Consider the following 14,614-nt stretch of genomic DNA (forward strand, 5'->3'; position numbering starts at 1 on the left):
TCAGTGGCGGAAGCCTCCCTCCGAGTCGATCACCTGGCCGGTGATCCAGTCCGCCTCGTCCGTGGCGAGCCACGCGATGAGGCGGGCGGGGTCGTCGGGCATGCCCCAACGCCCGGACGGGAAGCGGGAGGCGACCGCCTCGTACTTCTCCCCGGTCGCGTAATCCGTGTCCACCGGACCGGGGTTGACGGTGTTCACCGTGATCGCCTGCTCGGCGAGCGCGGTCGACAGGGAGCGCGTGATCGAGGCGAGGGCGCCCTTCTGGAGGGCGTAGGCGATCTCGCCGGGCATGCCGCCCGCGTGGTCCTGGCCGGAGGTCATCATCACGACGCGTCCACCCGGCGAGCCCGGCGGCAGTGCGGCGCGGTGCCGGGCGTAGGCCTGGACGAGGAGCAGCACCGAGCGGGTGCCGACGGCCCAGTGTGCGTCGAGCCTCGCGGCGTCGATCGTGTCGAGGGTGCCGTCGCTGCCGCTGAGGGCGTGGTTGGCGACGAGGATGTCGAGCCGTCCGCCCAGCGCCGAGGCGGCCGTGGCGATGAGTTCGGCGGGCGCGGCCGGGTCTGCGAGGTCGCCGGGTCCTGCGACGATCCGGGCCGTGGGATCACCGAGTGCCGCGCGCACGGAGGCGGCCACGTCCTCGGTGCGGTCGGCGCCCCAGGGCATGGCGGTGTCGTGCGGCACATGGTGGTGCAGATAGACGCTCGCCCCGTACGCGGCGAGGCGCCGGGCCACGGCATGTCCGATGCCGGCGCGTCTGCTGGCCCCGGTCACCAGGGCTGTACGGCCGCGCAGGGGCAGCGGGGCACGGCGCAGTTCTTCGGGGGCGGGATGCGGCAGTCGGGGCATGGTTGACCATGATGGGCAACGCTTGGACGCGGCGCAGGCGATTATCCGTGCTCGACCATGCGTGCTCGACCGTCTGTGCTGGACTATCGGTGCTGGACTATCGGTGCCGGACTATCCGTGCTCGATGCGTCGCAGCTGGACCAGGCCCAGCCAAGTCTCCGGTCCCGGCTGGACGTTGGCCGCGCGCACGGCGTACCGCCCCGGTTCCAGCACGACCCGCAGGCAGTCGGTCCGCTCGGTTTCGGATCCGGGCCAGGCCGAGTCGAACAGCACGACTGTGCCGGGCACTTCCCAGCGCACCTCGGGTCCCCAGTCCGCCGTGGCGAGGGCTGCAGGGACGCGGGCCAGGAGTTCGGCCTCGGAGTTCGCCGCCCACCACCGTATGAAGGCGGCGTGCTCGGGCAGGAAGGCGGTGGAGGCGGGTTCGTCGCCCAGGACCAGGGCAGCCGAGTCGCCGACTGGGAGCAGCCCGACGAATCCGTCGACCTCGCAGGCCCGGTCGTAGTCGGAGGCGGTCTCCTCACCGTCGGCGCCCGACCAGAACGGCAGAACCGTCTCCGGCACCGCAATGAGCGGCCCGCCGCCCGACTCGACCCATTCCAGCGCACCGGGTTCCGCGTATCGCACCATGGCGCAGAACCGTACACGGCCGCGGAACCCAGGAATCCGCCGTCCCCCGTCCCTCCCCGCAGCCGTCCGGTTCAGCAGCCGCAGTCCTCCGCGTCGACCGGTGCCGTCAGCGGGTCGGCGGGGCGGCGCTCGCGGCCCTCCCAGGTCTCGTACTCGAAGCCCTCGCGCGCCCAGTACTCGAAGCCGCCGAGCATTTCCTTGACCTGGTAGCCGAGTTCGGCGAGGGCGAGCGCGGCGCGGGTGGCGCCGTTGCAGCCGGGGCCCCAGCAGTACGTGACCACCGGCACCGCCTTGTCGAGGAGCTGTTCGGCCTGCTCGGGGATGAGCGCGGTCGGCAGGTGGACCGCGCCGGGGATGTGTCCCTGGTCCCAGGACTCGGTGGAGCGGGAGTCCAGGACGACGAACCCCGGGTCGCCGTCGGAGGCGAGTGCTGCGGCGACGTCCGACACGTCGGCGTGGAAGGCGAGGCTCGCGCGGAAGTGGGCGGCGGCCTCGGCCGGGGCCGCCCGGGCCACGCGCAGGACAGGGTTGACGGCGGTCGCGGTGCTGCTCATGATCCGGCCTGCTTTCTCCGAGGTTGCCGAGGTTGTCGCTACAGCCAGAAAATCTACGGCCGCCGATGATCTCCCAGAAGGGGCATTCCTCTGCCTATGCCTTGCCCGGCCGGGGATTCCCCTGCTATCTCTGCGCCATGACCGTGTTTTCCCCGGATGCCACCGACTGGCGCATCCTCGATGTCCTCCAGCGCGAGGGTCGGGCCAGTTTCGCGGAGCTGGCACGGGCCGTCTCCATGTCGCCGAGCGCGGTCACCGAACGGGTGCGGCGTCTGGAGGAGGCGGGCGTCATCCAGGGGTACGCGGCCGTCGTGGACCCCGAGCGGCTGGGGCTGCCGATCCTCGCGTTCGTCCGGCTGCGGTACCCGAACGGCAACTACAAGCCCTTCCACGACCTGGTCGCCGTGACGCCCGAGATCCTCGAGGCCCACCATGTGACGGGCGACGACTGTTTCGTCATCAAGGTCGCCGCCCGCTCGATGCGCCACCTGGAGGAGGTGTCGGGCAAGATCGGCGCACTCGGCTCGGTGACCACGAGCGTCGTCTACTCGTCCCCGCTGCCCCGACGGCCCCTCGGTCACTGACCTCGCTGCCGGACCACCGACCCCGATCTCCCCTTCACGACCTCCAGTTGTGCATGGATGCGGCGTCTCAGGTCGGCGACATGGCTGACGATGCCCACGCTGCGGTCGCGCTCGCGCAGGGAGTCGAGCACGTCGAGGACCTCGTCGAGGGTCTGGTCGTCGAGGCTGCCGAAGCCCTCGTCGATGAAGAGCGTGTCCAGGCGGACTCCGCCGGCCTCGTCGGTGACGACGTCCGCGAGACCGAGGGCGAGCGCCAGGGAGGCGAAGAACGTCTCGCCGCCCGACAGCGTCGCCGTGTCCCGCTCGCGTCCGGTCCACGCGTCGACGACGTGCAGTCCGAGACCGCTGCGGCCGCGTCCGGTCCGGTCGTCGGAGTGGACGAGGGTGTAGCGGCCGGACGACATGCGCTGCAGACGTACGGTCGCGGCGGCCGCCACCTGTTCCAGGCGGGCCGCCAGCACATACGACTCCAGGCGCATCTTCCGTTCGTTGTCCGCAGAGGTGCCCGCGGCGAGGGAGGCCAGCCGGGCCACCCGGTCGTACTCCTCGCGCAGCGGGGCCAGCCGCCGTACGCCCGCGGCGGACCGGGCGGAGAGCCGGTCCAGTTCGGTGCAGCGGCGGGCGGCCGCGTCGCGTGCGGAGGCGGCGTCGCGCAGCCGCTGGCCCGCGACGGCGGCAGCCCGTTCCGCCGAGGCGAGGTCGGCGGGCGACTGCTGGGCGGCGGCCGCGGTGTCGGCCTCGGCGAGGACGACGCGCACGGCGGCCTCCTCGGACTGCCAGGCATCCAGGCGGCGTTGGAGTTCGCGGTGGGCGGCGTCGTCCAGGAGTGCGGCGGCCGCGGCGTGCGGGGTGTCGAAGCCGGCCCTGAAGGCGGCGTCGGCGAGCCGGGAGTCGGCGTCCTTGAGCCGCTGGGCGGTATCCTCGGCCAACCGCGCGGTGTCGGCGCCCTCGGTGAGCAGCGCGACCTGCCGCTCCAACTGCGCGGCCCGCGCGGCCACGCTCTCCGCCGTGCCGCGCGCCTGCGCCAACTCCCTTTCCAAGCCGCTTCGTTCGCGGTCGAGCCGCTCCCGATGGCCCACCCGCGAGGCGGCCCTGACCGCGGCATCCTGCCGCACCGCGGTGCGCCGCCCGTGCTCCTGTTCCGCCCGCCGCAGCTGCTCGCTCGCCGGGTGCAGGTCGGAAGCGGCAGCGCGCACCTGCGCGTACAGCCGCTCCAACTCCTCCACCTCTTCGGCGAGTCGGGCCGTGGGCGTGTCGCCCGCCTCGGCGGTGGCGGCGGCCAGTGCCTCTCGTACGACGCCGAGGCGCCGCTCGTCCTCGGCGCGCTGTTCGTCGGCGCGCTGGTAGGCGGCGAGGGCGCGCTCCTCGGCCTCGCGGTCGACGTGCCCGGCGACCTTGCGCGCGGGGGCGGGGTGTTCGGTGGCTCCGCAGACGGCGCACGGCTCGCCGTCGGTGAGGCTCGCGGCCAGCTCGGCCGCGATGCCGTTCAGCCGCTGTTCCTTGAGGTCGAGCCAGTGGGCGCGGGCCTCGCCGGCACGTTCGCGGGCGGCGAGCACGCGCGCGTGGGTCTCGTCGGTGTCGCGGGCGAGCTGGTCGCGCTGGCGGGCCGCGCCGAGCCTGCGCCGCAGCTGCTCGCGCTGCACGCCGAGTTGCTCGGCCCTGGTCGCGGCATCCTGCGCGGATTCGATACGGGCCTGCAGTCCGGCGCGGGTCGTCTCCCAGTCCGCGAGCCAGGCCTCGGCCTCCTGCAGCACGTCCTCGTCGGCGCGCTCCTGCCGGTCCAGACCGGCACGCTCCGCGACGAGTTCGGCCAGCCGCTGTTCGGCGCGCCGGGCGGACTCCAGGCCACCGAGTTCCTCGGCGGCCCGCCGGGCGGCAGCGGCCAGTCCTGCGGCACCGGCGTCGTCAAGAGCACCACGCGGCTCCACGCGCGTGCCGGTGTCGCCACGCGCGCCCGGCAGCTCCTCGCGCGTGCCGGGTTCGGCGACCGCGTCCCGCGGCCCGGTGAACCCGGCCGCACCCACCTCGGAGCCCTCCGCCCGGGAACCCGCATGCCCCTCAGGGAGGGCGTCCCGCAGCAGTGCACGCGCGCGTGCCGCCGCCTGTGCAGCGCGCCGGTGTTCCGCCTCGGCGGCCTCCCGCAGCTCCAGCGCGGGCGCCACCGCCTCGGCCTTGCGGGCCCGCTCCATGCGCGCCTGTGCCTCCCGGTGCGCGTCGGCGCGCTCCTCCAGCCGTGCGGCGCGCTCGCGCGCCTCGGCGAACCGCTGCTGCAGCCGGGCCACCTCGCGTACGTCGCTCAGCGCGCGCTCGGCGGCCGCCTGCGCCGATTCCGCGGCCGTGAGGCGGCAGTGGGCGATGGTCAGCTGTTCCCGCGCGGTGCTGCGGGCGACGGCCGCGGCACTGACGACGGTCTCCGCCAACCCCGGCTCCCCCGGCGCCAGTTGAGGCAGTTCCATCGCGCCGCCCGCCGCCTGCTGCATGCGGTGTGCGTCGGCCAGCAGTGCGGCGTCCCCCTCGCGCACCTGCGCCTCGGCCGCGCGGCGGCGCTCGACCAGGCGTTTTTCGACCTCGGCGAAGCGGTGGGTGTCGAAGAGGCGGCCCAGCAGCTTGCCGCGCGCCTCGGCGTCGGCGCGCAGGAAGCGCGCGAAGTCGCCCTGGGGCAGCAGCACGACCTGGCAGAACTGTTCGCGGCTCATGCCGAGCAGCTGGGTGATCTCCTCGCCGATCTCCTGGTGCGAGCGGCTGAGGTCCTTCCAGGCGCCGGCCGTCGCGTCGTACTCGCGCAGCCAGCTCTGGGCCTTCTCCAGGGTCGTGCCAGAGCCGCGCTTCTTGGGACGCTCCCAGGGCGGCTGCCGGGTGACCTCCAACCGGCGTCCGGCGACGGTCAGTTCGAGGGTCACCCCGGTGCGCGTACCGGGTGCCGCGTGATCGCTGCGCAGGGCCAGGCCCTGGCTGCTCTGGCGGGCGCCGGGAACGGAGCCGTACAGCGCGTAGCACACCGCGTCGAGGACGGACGTCTTGCCCGCGCCCGTCGGTCCGTGCAGCAGGAAGAGCCCGGCGGCCGACAACTCGCCGAAGTCGACGGTCTGGGAGCCGCCGAACGGCCCGAACGCCGTGATGTCCAGCCGGTGCAGCCTCATCGCGCCACCTCGCGCACGGCCTCGTCGGCACGCACCGCGTCGAACGCGTCCCGCAGCACGGCCTGTTCACGCTCGTCGGGTCCGGCGCCACGCACATGGCCGACGAAGTCCTCGGCGATCTCCTGGTCGCTGCGGCCCGCGAGCCGACTGGCGTAGGACACGTCCGGGTCGTCCGGTGCCCGCTCGGGGTCGAAGACGAGGCTGAGGGTGTGCGGGAAGCGCTCGGTGAGCCGCGCCATGGGGTCGGCCGGGCGGACCGGGTCGGTGAGGGTGGCCTCGACCCACGCCTCCTCGTGCCCGGCGAGCCCGGGATCGGCGAGCAATTCCTCCAGAGTGCCCCGGATTCTGGCCAGTGCGCGCGGCAGGGGGCAGTCGACGCGCTCGGCGGTGACGGAGCCGTCGGCGTCGAGGTCGACGAGCCACATGGTCTTGCGGTGGTCGGCCTCCGAGAACGAGTACGGCAGCGGGGAGCCGGAGTAGCGCACGCGCTCGGTGATCGTCTGGCAGCCGTGCAGATGGCCGAGTGCCGCGTAGTCCACACCGTCGAAAACCCCGGCGGGCACGGCGGCCACCCCGCCGACGGTGATGTCCCGCTCGCTGTCGCTGGGCTCGCCACCGGTGACGAAGGCGTGTGCGAGAACGACGGAACGGGTGCCCCGCGCGCGCGTGGTGAGGTCGGCGCGGACCCGGTCCATGGCGGCGGCGAGCACCGCCTCGTGTCCCGCCTTCTCCACGCCGAACTCGTCTTTGACCAGGGCCGGTTCGAGATACGGCAGCCCGTAGAAGGCCACGTCGCCGTGGGCGTCGGACAGCACGACCGGTGACCCGCACGCCGACGGCTCGGTCCGCAGATGGATGCCGGCCCGCCCGATGAGACCGGCGCCGACGCCCAGCCGGCGGGCCGAGTCGTGGTTCCCGGAGATCATCACCGTGGGCACGCCCAGGTCTGCGAGGCGGTGCAGCGCGTCGTCGTACAACTCGACGGCGGCCAGCGGCGGCACCGCCCGGTCGTACACGTCCCCCGACACGACCACCGCGTCCACACCGCGCTCACGCACGGTCGTGACCAGGTGACCGATGAACTCGGCCTGCGCCCCGAGCATGTTCACCCGGTGGAACGCCCGGCCCAGATGCCAGTCGGAAGTGTGCAGCAATTTCATGAAATCGCTCTGACCTGCACGTTTGCCCCCACTGCACCTCAAAAACCAGCACGAACCAGCACGGGGCTCGCCGTCAACGCTTGCCACGCTAACGTATGCCGCCCCCTGATCCACCGCACACCTCAGATCACCCTGGAAATGGAGAGTCCTCTCCGTCGATGCTCAGCACCTCGTACTACCGTCCAACACTCACTCCCCATCCCATCCATGCGCACCTCGTGCAGAGCAGGGACCGAAAGAACGTGTGTGCACACGTAACTCCACGGAGCGAACGGTGACGAAGACTCGGGACAACCCATCGACCGGTGTCACCGCGGAGAGATCCGATGCCGCCCGCAACCGCGTCCGGTTGCTGGCGGCGGCACGACTGGTCGCCGAACAGGGAGCCGAGCATGTGACGATGCGGGAGGTCGCCGAAGAGGCCGGCGTGGGCAAGGGCACGTTCTTTCGCCGGTTCGGCGACCGCGACGGCCTCCTGCTCGCCCTCCTCGGCGAAGCCGAAGCGGAGTTCCAGGAGGCGTATGCCTCAGGCCCTGCCCCGCTGGGACCAGGAGCACCTGCGGTGGACCGACTGGCGGCGTTCGGCTGCGCCCTGCTCGGGCGCATCACGACCGACGCCGACCTGGGCGCCGCCCTGGGACGCCAGGTGCCCTACGCACGCCGCGCCGGCCCGGGCAGCGGACTGGCCTTCCACCAGCATGTCTCAACTCTCCTACGTGACATGGGACTTGACGGGGACCACGAGATACTCGCCCATGCCCCGCTCGCCTTCACGAGCTTCGGGGCGGCGGACTATCTGCACGAGCAGCGCCGGGTGCCCACCACACACCTGCGGGCCACCTGGGTCGATCTCGTTCGACGGTTGACCCAACCCGAGGGAACATGAGCGGCACGGCCGAGCGTGCGGCCGCCGACATCCTCCGCCGCCACGGGCCACCATTGGAGTACGTTCGCAATACCATACAATGGGAGGGTCGGCGGAGGGCAAGCGACCCTTCCGGCGCATGGAGGAACGCGTGGTGCGGTACAGCAAAGAGCACAAGCAGGTGACAAGGCAGCGGATCATCGACACCGCCGGCCGTCGGTTCAAGCGGGACGGCATCGACGGCTCGGGTATCTCGACCCTCATGGCGGACGCCGGGCTGACCAACGGCGCCTTCTACGCCCACTTCGAGTCCAAGGACGACCTCGTCGCCACCGCGGTCGCCGACCAACTGCGCCAGAACGTCGACACCGTCGAGCAGGCGCCCCCGGGCATCGCCGGACTCGAGGAGATCGTGCGGGCGTACCTGTCGCCCCAGCACCGCGACAGCCCCGACGACGGCTGCCCTTCCGCCGCACTCCTCGACGAGATCGGGCGTTGCGCGGACGCGACCAAGCAGACGTACACCGACGGCGTGCTGGCGGTCATCGACGGTATGGCCGAGCGCCTCGCGCCCACCGATCCGCGCTCGGCCCGCACGAAGATTCTCAGCGTCTACGCCATGATGGTCGGCACCTTGCAGCTCTCCCGCGCCCTGACGGACCGGCAACTCTCCGACGAACTCCTCGAAGAAGGCATCCACAACGCCCTGACCCTGCTGGGCATCAAGGAGTCCCGCTGACACGCCGCAGTACCGCACCGCACCCCTCTCGCGGAACTCCTCCCCACCACGCGACTTCCTCTGAGCCCTGCCGAGCACCTGCCGCTTCGGCAGAGCTCTGTTCGGCCTCCGCGGCGTTGCGGCCACCACCTCTTCCGCACCGCGCGCCCTGGTGAAAGCGGCTTTCGAGGTGATCGGAACGGGCCGGATCACGGCGGCCATGCCCCGCCTGCCGGGGTGACATTCCTCGACCTCGACGTGGTCGGCAAGGCGATCGTCACGGCGGCCACTGGTCCGAGGCCGAAGCCGCCCCAACCGCCGGCCCGACGGCCTCTCGCGCGTCAGCACCCTGCGCCGTGTCGTCCGCGTCCGGGCCTTCGCCAAGCAGATACGCACGTTCGACCCGATGCCCGGCCGTCTCCCGGCCCCGAAAGTACCTCCCTGTCGGCAGGTCGCTCGGCCACGCCGCTGCCCGCGCCTCCCGCGCCCGGCCGGCGACCGCCGCATGGCCGCGCGAGGCCAGTCCCTGCAAGAGGAGAGTCCGGCCATCGGGGCGGTGCCACCGGTCCGTTCCGCCCATCAGGAAGTCACGTAGATGCGCCGGCAGGACTTCTGGGCGCTCCTCCGGGATGAAGTGGCCGCATTCGGGGATCTCGGCGCCGGTGACGTCGTCCGCGTAGGCACGCCAGATCTCCATCGCCGGAAGCCGGAGCAGCAGGCCGGCGGAACCCCCACAGTGGCGCCCTGCTGGACATCCCGGTGATCGACCACTGGTGGCAGACGGAGACCGGCTGGCCCATCGTCGTCAACCCGATCGGCATCGAGGCCGCCCCGGTCAAACCCGGTTCGCCCACCCGTCCGCTGCCGGGCAAGCCGCCTTCGGCGACGAGCAAGTGGCCCCTGGGACGTCCGCGTCGTCGACCCCTCCGGTCGGCCCGCGCCGCCCGGCGTCGACGGCGCGATCGTCGTCGAGCTCCCCCCTGCCGCCCGGAGCGTTGCCCACCCTCTGGAACGACGACGAGCGCTTCATCGGCTCCTACCTCGCGGCCTTCGACGGCTACTACCTCACCGGCGACAGCGGGCACATCGACGCCGACGGCTACGTCTTCGTCATGGGCCGCACCGACGACGTCATCAACGTCGCCGGCCACCGGCTGTCCACCGGCAGCATGGAAGAGGTCCTGGCCACCCACCCCGACGTCGCCGAGTGCGCCGTGATCGGCGTCGCCGACGCCCTCAAGGGACAGATCCCGCGCGGCCTCGTCGTCCTGAAGGCGGGCACCGCCCGCGAACCGGCCGAGGTCGAGGCCGAACTCGTCCAGCTCGTCCGCGAACACATCGGCGCCGTCGCCTCCCTCAAGGACGTCGCCGTCGTACCGGCCCTGCCCAAGACCCGCTCCGGAAAGATCCTGCGCAAGACCATGCGCGGCATCGCCGACGGCCTCGACGAACCCATCCCCTCCACGGTCGACGACCCGAACGTCATCGAGGACCTGCGCCCGGTACTCCGCCGTACGCCCTGAGCATCAGTCGTCTGGCCGCCGCACCGGGTGAGGCCGGAAGGATCGTCTTCCGCGGGAGTTGAGTCCGGACCGGCACAGGGTTGCCTCTCGTTCGGGCCGTGATGCCTCCCCTCTGAAGAGACGGCCCGCCTTCTCGCGACTGCCCGTTTCGTAACAGGTCGTCTCGTACTGCCCGCCTGTTCGCCTGTCCTGCGCTCTCGCCCCTGCGCACCACAGCCCACTCCACCGCCGCAGAGACCCACCCACTTGCGCTCCGCGGATACCTCCTGCATAGTATTATGAACGTAATCCAATGCGCTCGAAGGGCGGGCCGACCCGGTCGGCGGCTCTCGTGACGGGACATCAGCGGACTTCGAAGGCAGGAAGCCTTCGGCCTCCCCACTCCCCTCCGGCCCTGCCGACGCGCTGTTCGTGGCCGGCCATCACCCCTCATGGCCAAGCCCCCATGAAACTTGAGGACAATTCATGCTCAACGCCCTGTGGAACCCGACATTCGCCGGAGACATCCCGCTGCCGCACCGGCTGGCAATGGCGCCTTTGACACGGAGCCGATCCACCCCGGAAGGGGTACCGACCGAGCTGAACGCCGAGTACTACGCCCAGCGCGCCTCCCACGCCCTCCTCATTACCGAGGGCACCCAGCCCTCGGCCGACGGACAGGGATACCCGGTCACCCCCGGCATCTACACCGAGGAGCACATCGCCGGCTGGCGCAAGGTCACCGACGCCGTACACGCCGCCGACGGACGCATCGTCATCCAGCTCATGCACGTCGGACGCATCTCCCACCCCGACAACACCCCCCACGGCCGACAGCCCGTAGCCCCCTCCGCGATCAAGCCGGCCGGCGTCACCTTCACCGCATCCGGCCTGCAGGAGATGCCGGAGCCTCGCGCACTGTCCACCGAGGAAGTCACCGCGACCGTCGACGACTTCCGCCGCGCCGCCGCGGCCGCCATCGCCGCCGGCGCCGACGGTGTGGAGATCCACGGTGCCAACGGCTACCTGGTGCACCAGTTCCTCTCCACCCACACCAACCAGCGCACCGACCGCTACGGCGGCTCCATCGACAACCGCATCCGCTTCGCCGTGGAGGTCGCCACCGCCGTGGCCGACGAGATCGGCGCCGGCCGCACCGGCATCCGGATCTCTCCCGGCAACCCCTTCAAGATCAACGACCTGGTGGAGAGCGACACCGACGAGCTGTACCCGGCCCTCGTACAGGCCCTCGCCCCGCTCGACCTCGCCTACCTGCACATCGGCCACGCCGGCGACGACGACCTCCTGCACACCCTGCGCAAGCTGTGGCCGACCACGCTCCTGCTCAACCGCGCCGGAACCGACATCCCCACCCGGGCCAAGGACGTCGAAGACGGACTGGCCGACGTCATCACCGTCGGCTCACTCGCCCTCGCCAACCCCGACCTCGTCGAGCGCGTCCGCTCCGGCGCGCCCCTCAACGCTCCCGACCCGGACACCTTCTACGGCGGCGGTGCGGCCGGCTACACCGACTACCCCACCCACACCGGCTGAGAAAACGCCACGAGAGCAGCCCGGGGCCCCTCAGCGCCCCGACCGCCCTGCATCACACAGCCCACGAGAGAAGAACATCATGAGCACGTACCTGGCAGACCAAGCCGAGGACCTTTCCGTGAAGGGGGCCTCCGCGACGTTCACCTACCGGCGGATGGGCCCGCAGGGCGGAGTTCCGCTCGTCCTGCTGAACCGCTTCCGCGGCACCATCGACTGGTGGGACCCGGAGTTCCTGGACTACCTGGCCGCCGAGCACGACGTGATCGTCTTCGACAACGTCGGCGTCGGCCACACCGACGGCGAGCCGCGCGACTCCCTCGACGGATTCGCCGAGGGCGCCATCGAGTTCATCGAGGCGCTCGGCCTCGCTCAGGCCGACCTGCTCGGCTGGTCACTGGGCGGCATCGTGGCCCAGCGCGTGGCCGTGCGACGCCCCGAGCTGGTGCGCAAGCTCATCGTGGCAGGCAGCGGCCCGGCCGGCTGGGTACCCGATGCGCCGCCCTTCAGCGAGAAGGTCCTGGGCATCATGGCCAAGCCCGACGCCGACCTGGAGGACATGCTCTACCTCTTCTACCCCGAGACGGACACGGCCCGTGCATCAGGGCACGAGCACTTCGCCCACGTCTCGACCCGGCTCGCCGCCGGCGGCCCCGCGGTCTCCGAGACGGCGGCGCAGGGCATGCTCACCGCGGCGGCCCAGCTTCTGGCAGCCCCCTTCGATGAGGTACGGGCGGAACTGGAGGCCATCCAGCACCCCGTCCTGTACGCCAACGGCACGCAGGACGTGATGATCCCCGCCCACGCCTCCTACGTGGCGGTGCAGCACCTCGCCGACGCCACCCTCGTCCTCTACACCGGCGCCGGCCACGCCTTCCTCTTCCAGCGCGCCAAGGAGTTCACCACCCAGGTGACCAGCTTCCTCGCCGCCTGACACACCGGGGCGGGTGCCATCCCACGGCCATGTGGGGCGGCACCCGCCCCGGCCACGGCATATCAGCGCCAATTCGGCTTCGGCTTTTGCTCGTTCCCCGCACACCTTGCGGCCTCATAGAATTACGGTCATACTTCAATCATCGATGCGCAAGCGCACCAGGCTCGACGTCGCAGCGCACCCCTCTCCCAGAAGAGGAAACTGGCGCACAGCGCCGCCACAAACCCTCACAAAGAAGGACACGGACATGAATGACAAGCAGGAAGCACGCAACGACGTGGTGACGTTCTACAAGGACGCACCGACCCGCACCCTCACCGCCGGTGGAGTGACCTTCGCCTACCGCGAGCTCGGCCCCCGGTCCGGCACTCCGGTGGTCTTCATCACCCACCTCGCCGCGGTGCTCGACAACTGGGATCCCCGGGTCGTCGACGGCATTGCCGCCAAGCGCCACGTCATCACGTTCGACAACAGGGGCGTCGGCGCCTCCAGCGGTTCCACGCCCCGCACCATCCAGGAGATGGCGAAGGACGCCGTCACCTTCATCCGGGCCCTCGGGCTCGAACACGTCGACATCCACGGCTTCTCGATGGGCGGCATGATCGCCCAGGTGATCGTGCAGACCGACCCGCAACTCGTCCGCAAGCTGATCCTTTCGGGCACCGGTCCCGCCGGGGGCGAGGGCATCAAGAACGTGACGATGCTGTCCCACCTCGACACCGTCCGGGCACTGTTCACCCTCCAGGACCCCAAGCAGTTCCTCTTCTTCACCCGCACCGCCAACGGGCGCCGAGCCGGCAAGGAGTTCCTGGCCCGCCTCAAGGAGCGCACCGCGGACCGGGACAAGTCGATCTCCCCCATCGCGTACAGCAACCAGCTCAAGGCCATCCACCGCTGGGGCCTGGAGCAGCCCCACGACCTCTCCGTAATCCACCAGCCCGTGCTCGTCGCGAACGGCGAGAGCGACAGGATGGTGCCGACGAAGAACTCGCACGACATGGCCCGGCGCCTGCCCAACGCCGAGCTGGTGGTCTACCCCGACGCGGGTCACGGCGGCATCTTCCAGTTCCACGACCAGTTCGTGAAGACAGCCAACGAGTTCCTCGACCGGTAGCAGGCGCGAAACGCAGCCGGCGCGTGACCCGAGGACGTTGCCCAGGGCCGAGAAGCCCTCTGGACAAGTGGCTCGCGCCAAACGTTCTGGCGGTAGAGGCGGACTCGGACAACCGAGGGACCGTGGGGGAAAGGCCGCCCTTCCAGTGAGGACAGGAGTGCTGGGGTGCGATACGGGAAAGAGCACAAGCAGGCGACAAGGCAGCGAATCGTCGAGACGGCCGGCCGCCGGTTCAAGCGAGACGGTATCGACGGCTCCGGAGTCGCAACGCTCATGGCGGACGCCGGGCTCACCAACGGCGCCTTCTACACCCACTTCGCGTCCAAGGAGGACCTTGTCGCCACCGCGGTCGCCGACCAACTGCGCGCGCAGAACGCGAACGTCGTCGCGCAAGCGGCGCCCGGTCGCGCCGGACTCGATCAGATCGTGGGCTGGTACCTGTCCGTCCGGCACCGCGACAGCCCGGAGGACGGCTGCCCCAACGCCGCCCTGCTGGATGAGATCGCGCGCTGCACGGACACGACCAGGCAGGCTTACACCGGCGGCGTGCTGACGCTCATCGACGGTATCGCCGCCCGCATGGCGCCCCACGACCCGCTCTCGGTGCGCGTGCAGGCACTCAGCCTCCTCGCCATGATGGCCGGGACACTGCAGCTCTCCCGAGCTCTGGCCGACCGGCGACTCGCCGACGTACTCCTCGCGCAGGGCATCGACAACGCCCTGGCACTGCTCGGCACCGCCGAGCAGGTCAGCTGACGCACCGCATCACCAGCACGACCCATCGCGGAGACACCCCGGTGCGTTCTCCTCAGCCCCGCCGAGGGCTTCCCGCCGACGGACCGCACTCTGAGCCTGACGCCCCCTGGCGGCGTGTTGTCGTTTCCGTCTCTGCTCAAGGAAGCTCCTGGTCAGAGCGCTATCGCCAGGGAGCTCTACAGCACGTGGGCCCGTCGGGAGCCGGATTTTGAACGCGGAATCAACCCGGATCCGACCCCACCGAAACGTTCACCGCAAGT

At 71.1% G+C, this 14,614-nt stretch carries 13 protein-coding genes and 1 pseudogene; 8 read left to right on the forward strand and 6 right to left on the reverse strand.

The genetic code is table 11. The features are described from left to right. The 3 genes from EDD92_RS08150 to EDD92_RS08160 all read right to left on the reverse strand — a co-directional run bounded on the left by EDD92_RS08150 (position 1) and on the right by EDD92_RS08160 (position 2,030). Positions 1-846, reverse strand: coding sequence for an SDR family oxidoreductase (locus EDD92_RS08150; protein ID WP_123963684.1), 846 nt, complete (start codon positions 844-846; stop codon positions 1-3). Between the two features lie 111 nt (positions 847-957). After that, positions 958-1,476, reverse strand: coding sequence for an immunity 21 family protein (locus EDD92_RS08155; protein WP_123963685.1), 519 nt, complete (start codon positions 1,474-1,476; stop codon positions 958-960). 71 nt (positions 1,477-1,547) lie between these two features. Beyond that, positions 1,548-2,030, reverse strand: a complete 483-nt coding sequence (locus EDD92_RS08160) for a rhodanese-like domain-containing protein (RefSeq protein ID WP_123963686.1) — start codon at positions 2,028-2,030, stop codon at positions 1,548-1,550. Between the two features lie 137 nt (positions 2,031-2,167). Here EDD92_RS08160 and EDD92_RS08165 point away from each other — a divergent pair, with 137 nt between their 5' ends. Further along, a complete protein-coding gene (locus EDD92_RS08165; protein ID WP_030927812.1) occupies positions 2,168-2,614 on the forward strand; it encodes an Lrp/AsnC family transcriptional regulator in 447 nt (148 codons plus the stop codon). Here the strand turns inward: EDD92_RS08165 and EDD92_RS08170 are convergent. Continuing rightward, positions 2,608-5,754, reverse strand: a complete 3,147-nt coding sequence (locus tag EDD92_RS08170; RefSeq protein WP_123963687.1) for an AAA family ATPase — start codon at positions 5,752-5,754, stop codon at positions 2,608-2,610. The genes EDD92_RS08165 and EDD92_RS08170 overlap by 7 nt on opposite strands. Then, a complete protein-coding gene (locus tag EDD92_RS08175) occupies positions 5,751-6,914 on the reverse strand; it encodes an exonuclease SbcCD subunit D (RefSeq protein ID WP_123963688.1) in 1,164 nt (387 codons plus the stop codon). Before EDD92_RS08175 ends, EDD92_RS08170 begins: the two co-directional genes overlap by 4 nt. Positions 6,915-7,188: 274 nt before the next feature. On the opposite strand from EDD92_RS08175, the gene EDD92_RS08180 reads away from it, so the two are divergent. Both EDD92_RS08180 and EDD92_RS08185 read left to right on the forward strand, forming a co-directional pair. Next, positions 7,189-7,800 carry a TetR/AcrR family transcriptional regulator gene (locus tag EDD92_RS08180; RefSeq protein WP_123963689.1) on the forward strand — a complete coding sequence of 204 codons (612 nt, stop codon included), beginning with the start codon at positions 7,189-7,191 and terminating at the stop codon, positions 7,798-7,800. Positions 7,801-7,930: 130 nt separating this feature from the next. After that, the gene (locus EDD92_RS08185) at positions 7,931-8,518 is read left to right on the forward strand and encodes a TetR/AcrR family transcriptional regulator (RefSeq protein ID WP_123970317.1); all 588 of its coding nucleotides are present in this window, start codon (positions 7,931-7,933) and stop codon (positions 8,516-8,518) included. A gap of 256 nt (positions 8,519-8,774) precedes the next feature. On the opposite strand, the gene EDD92_RS50995 is transcribed toward EDD92_RS08185, so the two are convergent. Continuing rightward, the gene (locus tag EDD92_RS50995; RefSeq protein ID WP_260326405.1) at positions 8,775-9,194 is read right to left on the reverse strand and encodes an alpha/beta fold hydrolase; all 420 of its coding nucleotides are present in this window, start codon (positions 9,192-9,194) and stop codon (positions 8,775-8,777) included. Between the two features lie 38 nt (positions 9,195-9,232). On the opposite strand from EDD92_RS50995, the pseudogene prpE reads away from it, so the two are divergent. From prpE to EDD92_RS08215, 5 genes and pseudogenes are all read left to right on the forward strand, one after another. Beyond that, positions 9,233-10,020, forward strand: a pseudogene (gene prpE, locus EDD92_RS08195) (propionyl-CoA synthetase); the annotation flags it as partial. Between the two features lie 465 nt (positions 10,021-10,485). After that, positions 10,486-11,553, forward strand: coding sequence for an alkene reductase (locus EDD92_RS08200; protein WP_123963690.1), 1,068 nt, complete (start codon positions 10,486-10,488; stop codon positions 11,551-11,553). Positions 11,554-11,632: 79 nt separating this feature from the next. Continuing rightward, positions 11,633-12,484, forward strand: a complete 852-nt coding sequence (locus tag EDD92_RS08205; protein WP_123963691.1) for an alpha/beta fold hydrolase — start codon at positions 11,633-11,635, stop codon at positions 12,482-12,484. Between the two features lie 247 nt (positions 12,485-12,731). Then, entirely contained in the window at positions 12,732-13,598 is an 867-nt protein-coding gene (locus tag EDD92_RS08210) for an alpha/beta fold hydrolase (protein WP_123963692.1), read from the forward strand. A 165-nt stretch (positions 13,599-13,763) separates the two neighbouring features. Then, positions 13,764-14,354, forward strand: a complete 591-nt coding sequence (locus tag EDD92_RS08215; RefSeq protein WP_123963693.1) for a TetR/AcrR family transcriptional regulator — start codon at positions 13,764-13,766, stop codon at positions 14,352-14,354. Positions 14,355-14,614: the final 260 nt, after the last annotated feature.

It is taken from the genome of Streptomyces sp. TLI_185, from assembly GCF_003814765.1.
Taxonomy (GTDB): Bacteria; Actinomycetota; Actinomycetes; order Streptomycetales; family Streptomycetaceae; genus Streptomyces.

Coding starts and splice junctions, on each gene's coding strand:
- EDD92_RS08150 (WP_123963684.1), bottom strand. CDS start 846: ATGCCCCGACTGCCGCATCCCGCCCCCGAAGAACTGCGCCGTGCCCCG.
- EDD92_RS08155 (WP_123963685.1), bottom strand. CDS start 1,476: ATGGTGCGATACGCGGAACCCGGTGCGCTGGAATGGGTCGAGTCGGGC.
- EDD92_RS08160 (WP_123963686.1), bottom strand. CDS start 2,030: ATGAGCAGCACCGCGACCGCCGTCAACCCTGTCCTGCGCGTGGCCCGG.
- EDD92_RS08165 (WP_030927812.1), top strand. CDS start 2,168: ATGACCGTGTTTTCCCCGGATGCCACCGACTGGCGCATCCTCGATGTC.
- EDD92_RS08170 (WP_123963687.1), bottom strand. CDS start 5,754: ATGAGGCTGCACCGGCTGGACATCACGGCGTTCGGGCCGTTCGGCGGC.
- EDD92_RS08175 (WP_123963688.1), bottom strand. CDS start 6,914: ATGAAATTGCTGCACACTTCCGACTGGCATCTGGGCCGGGCGTTCCAC.
- EDD92_RS50995 (WP_260326405.1), bottom strand. CDS start 9,194: ATGGAGATCTGGCGTGCCTACGCGGACGACGTCACCGGCGCCGAGATC.
- EDD92_RS08200 (WP_123963690.1), top strand. CDS start 10,486: ATGCTCAACGCCCTGTGGAACCCGACATTCGCCGGAGACATCCCGCTG.
- EDD92_RS08205 (WP_123963691.1), top strand. CDS start 11,633: ATGAGCACGTACCTGGCAGACCAAGCCGAGGACCTTTCCGTGAAGGGG.
- EDD92_RS08210 (WP_123963692.1), top strand. CDS start 12,732: ATGAATGACAAGCAGGAAGCACGCAACGACGTGGTGACGTTCTACAAG.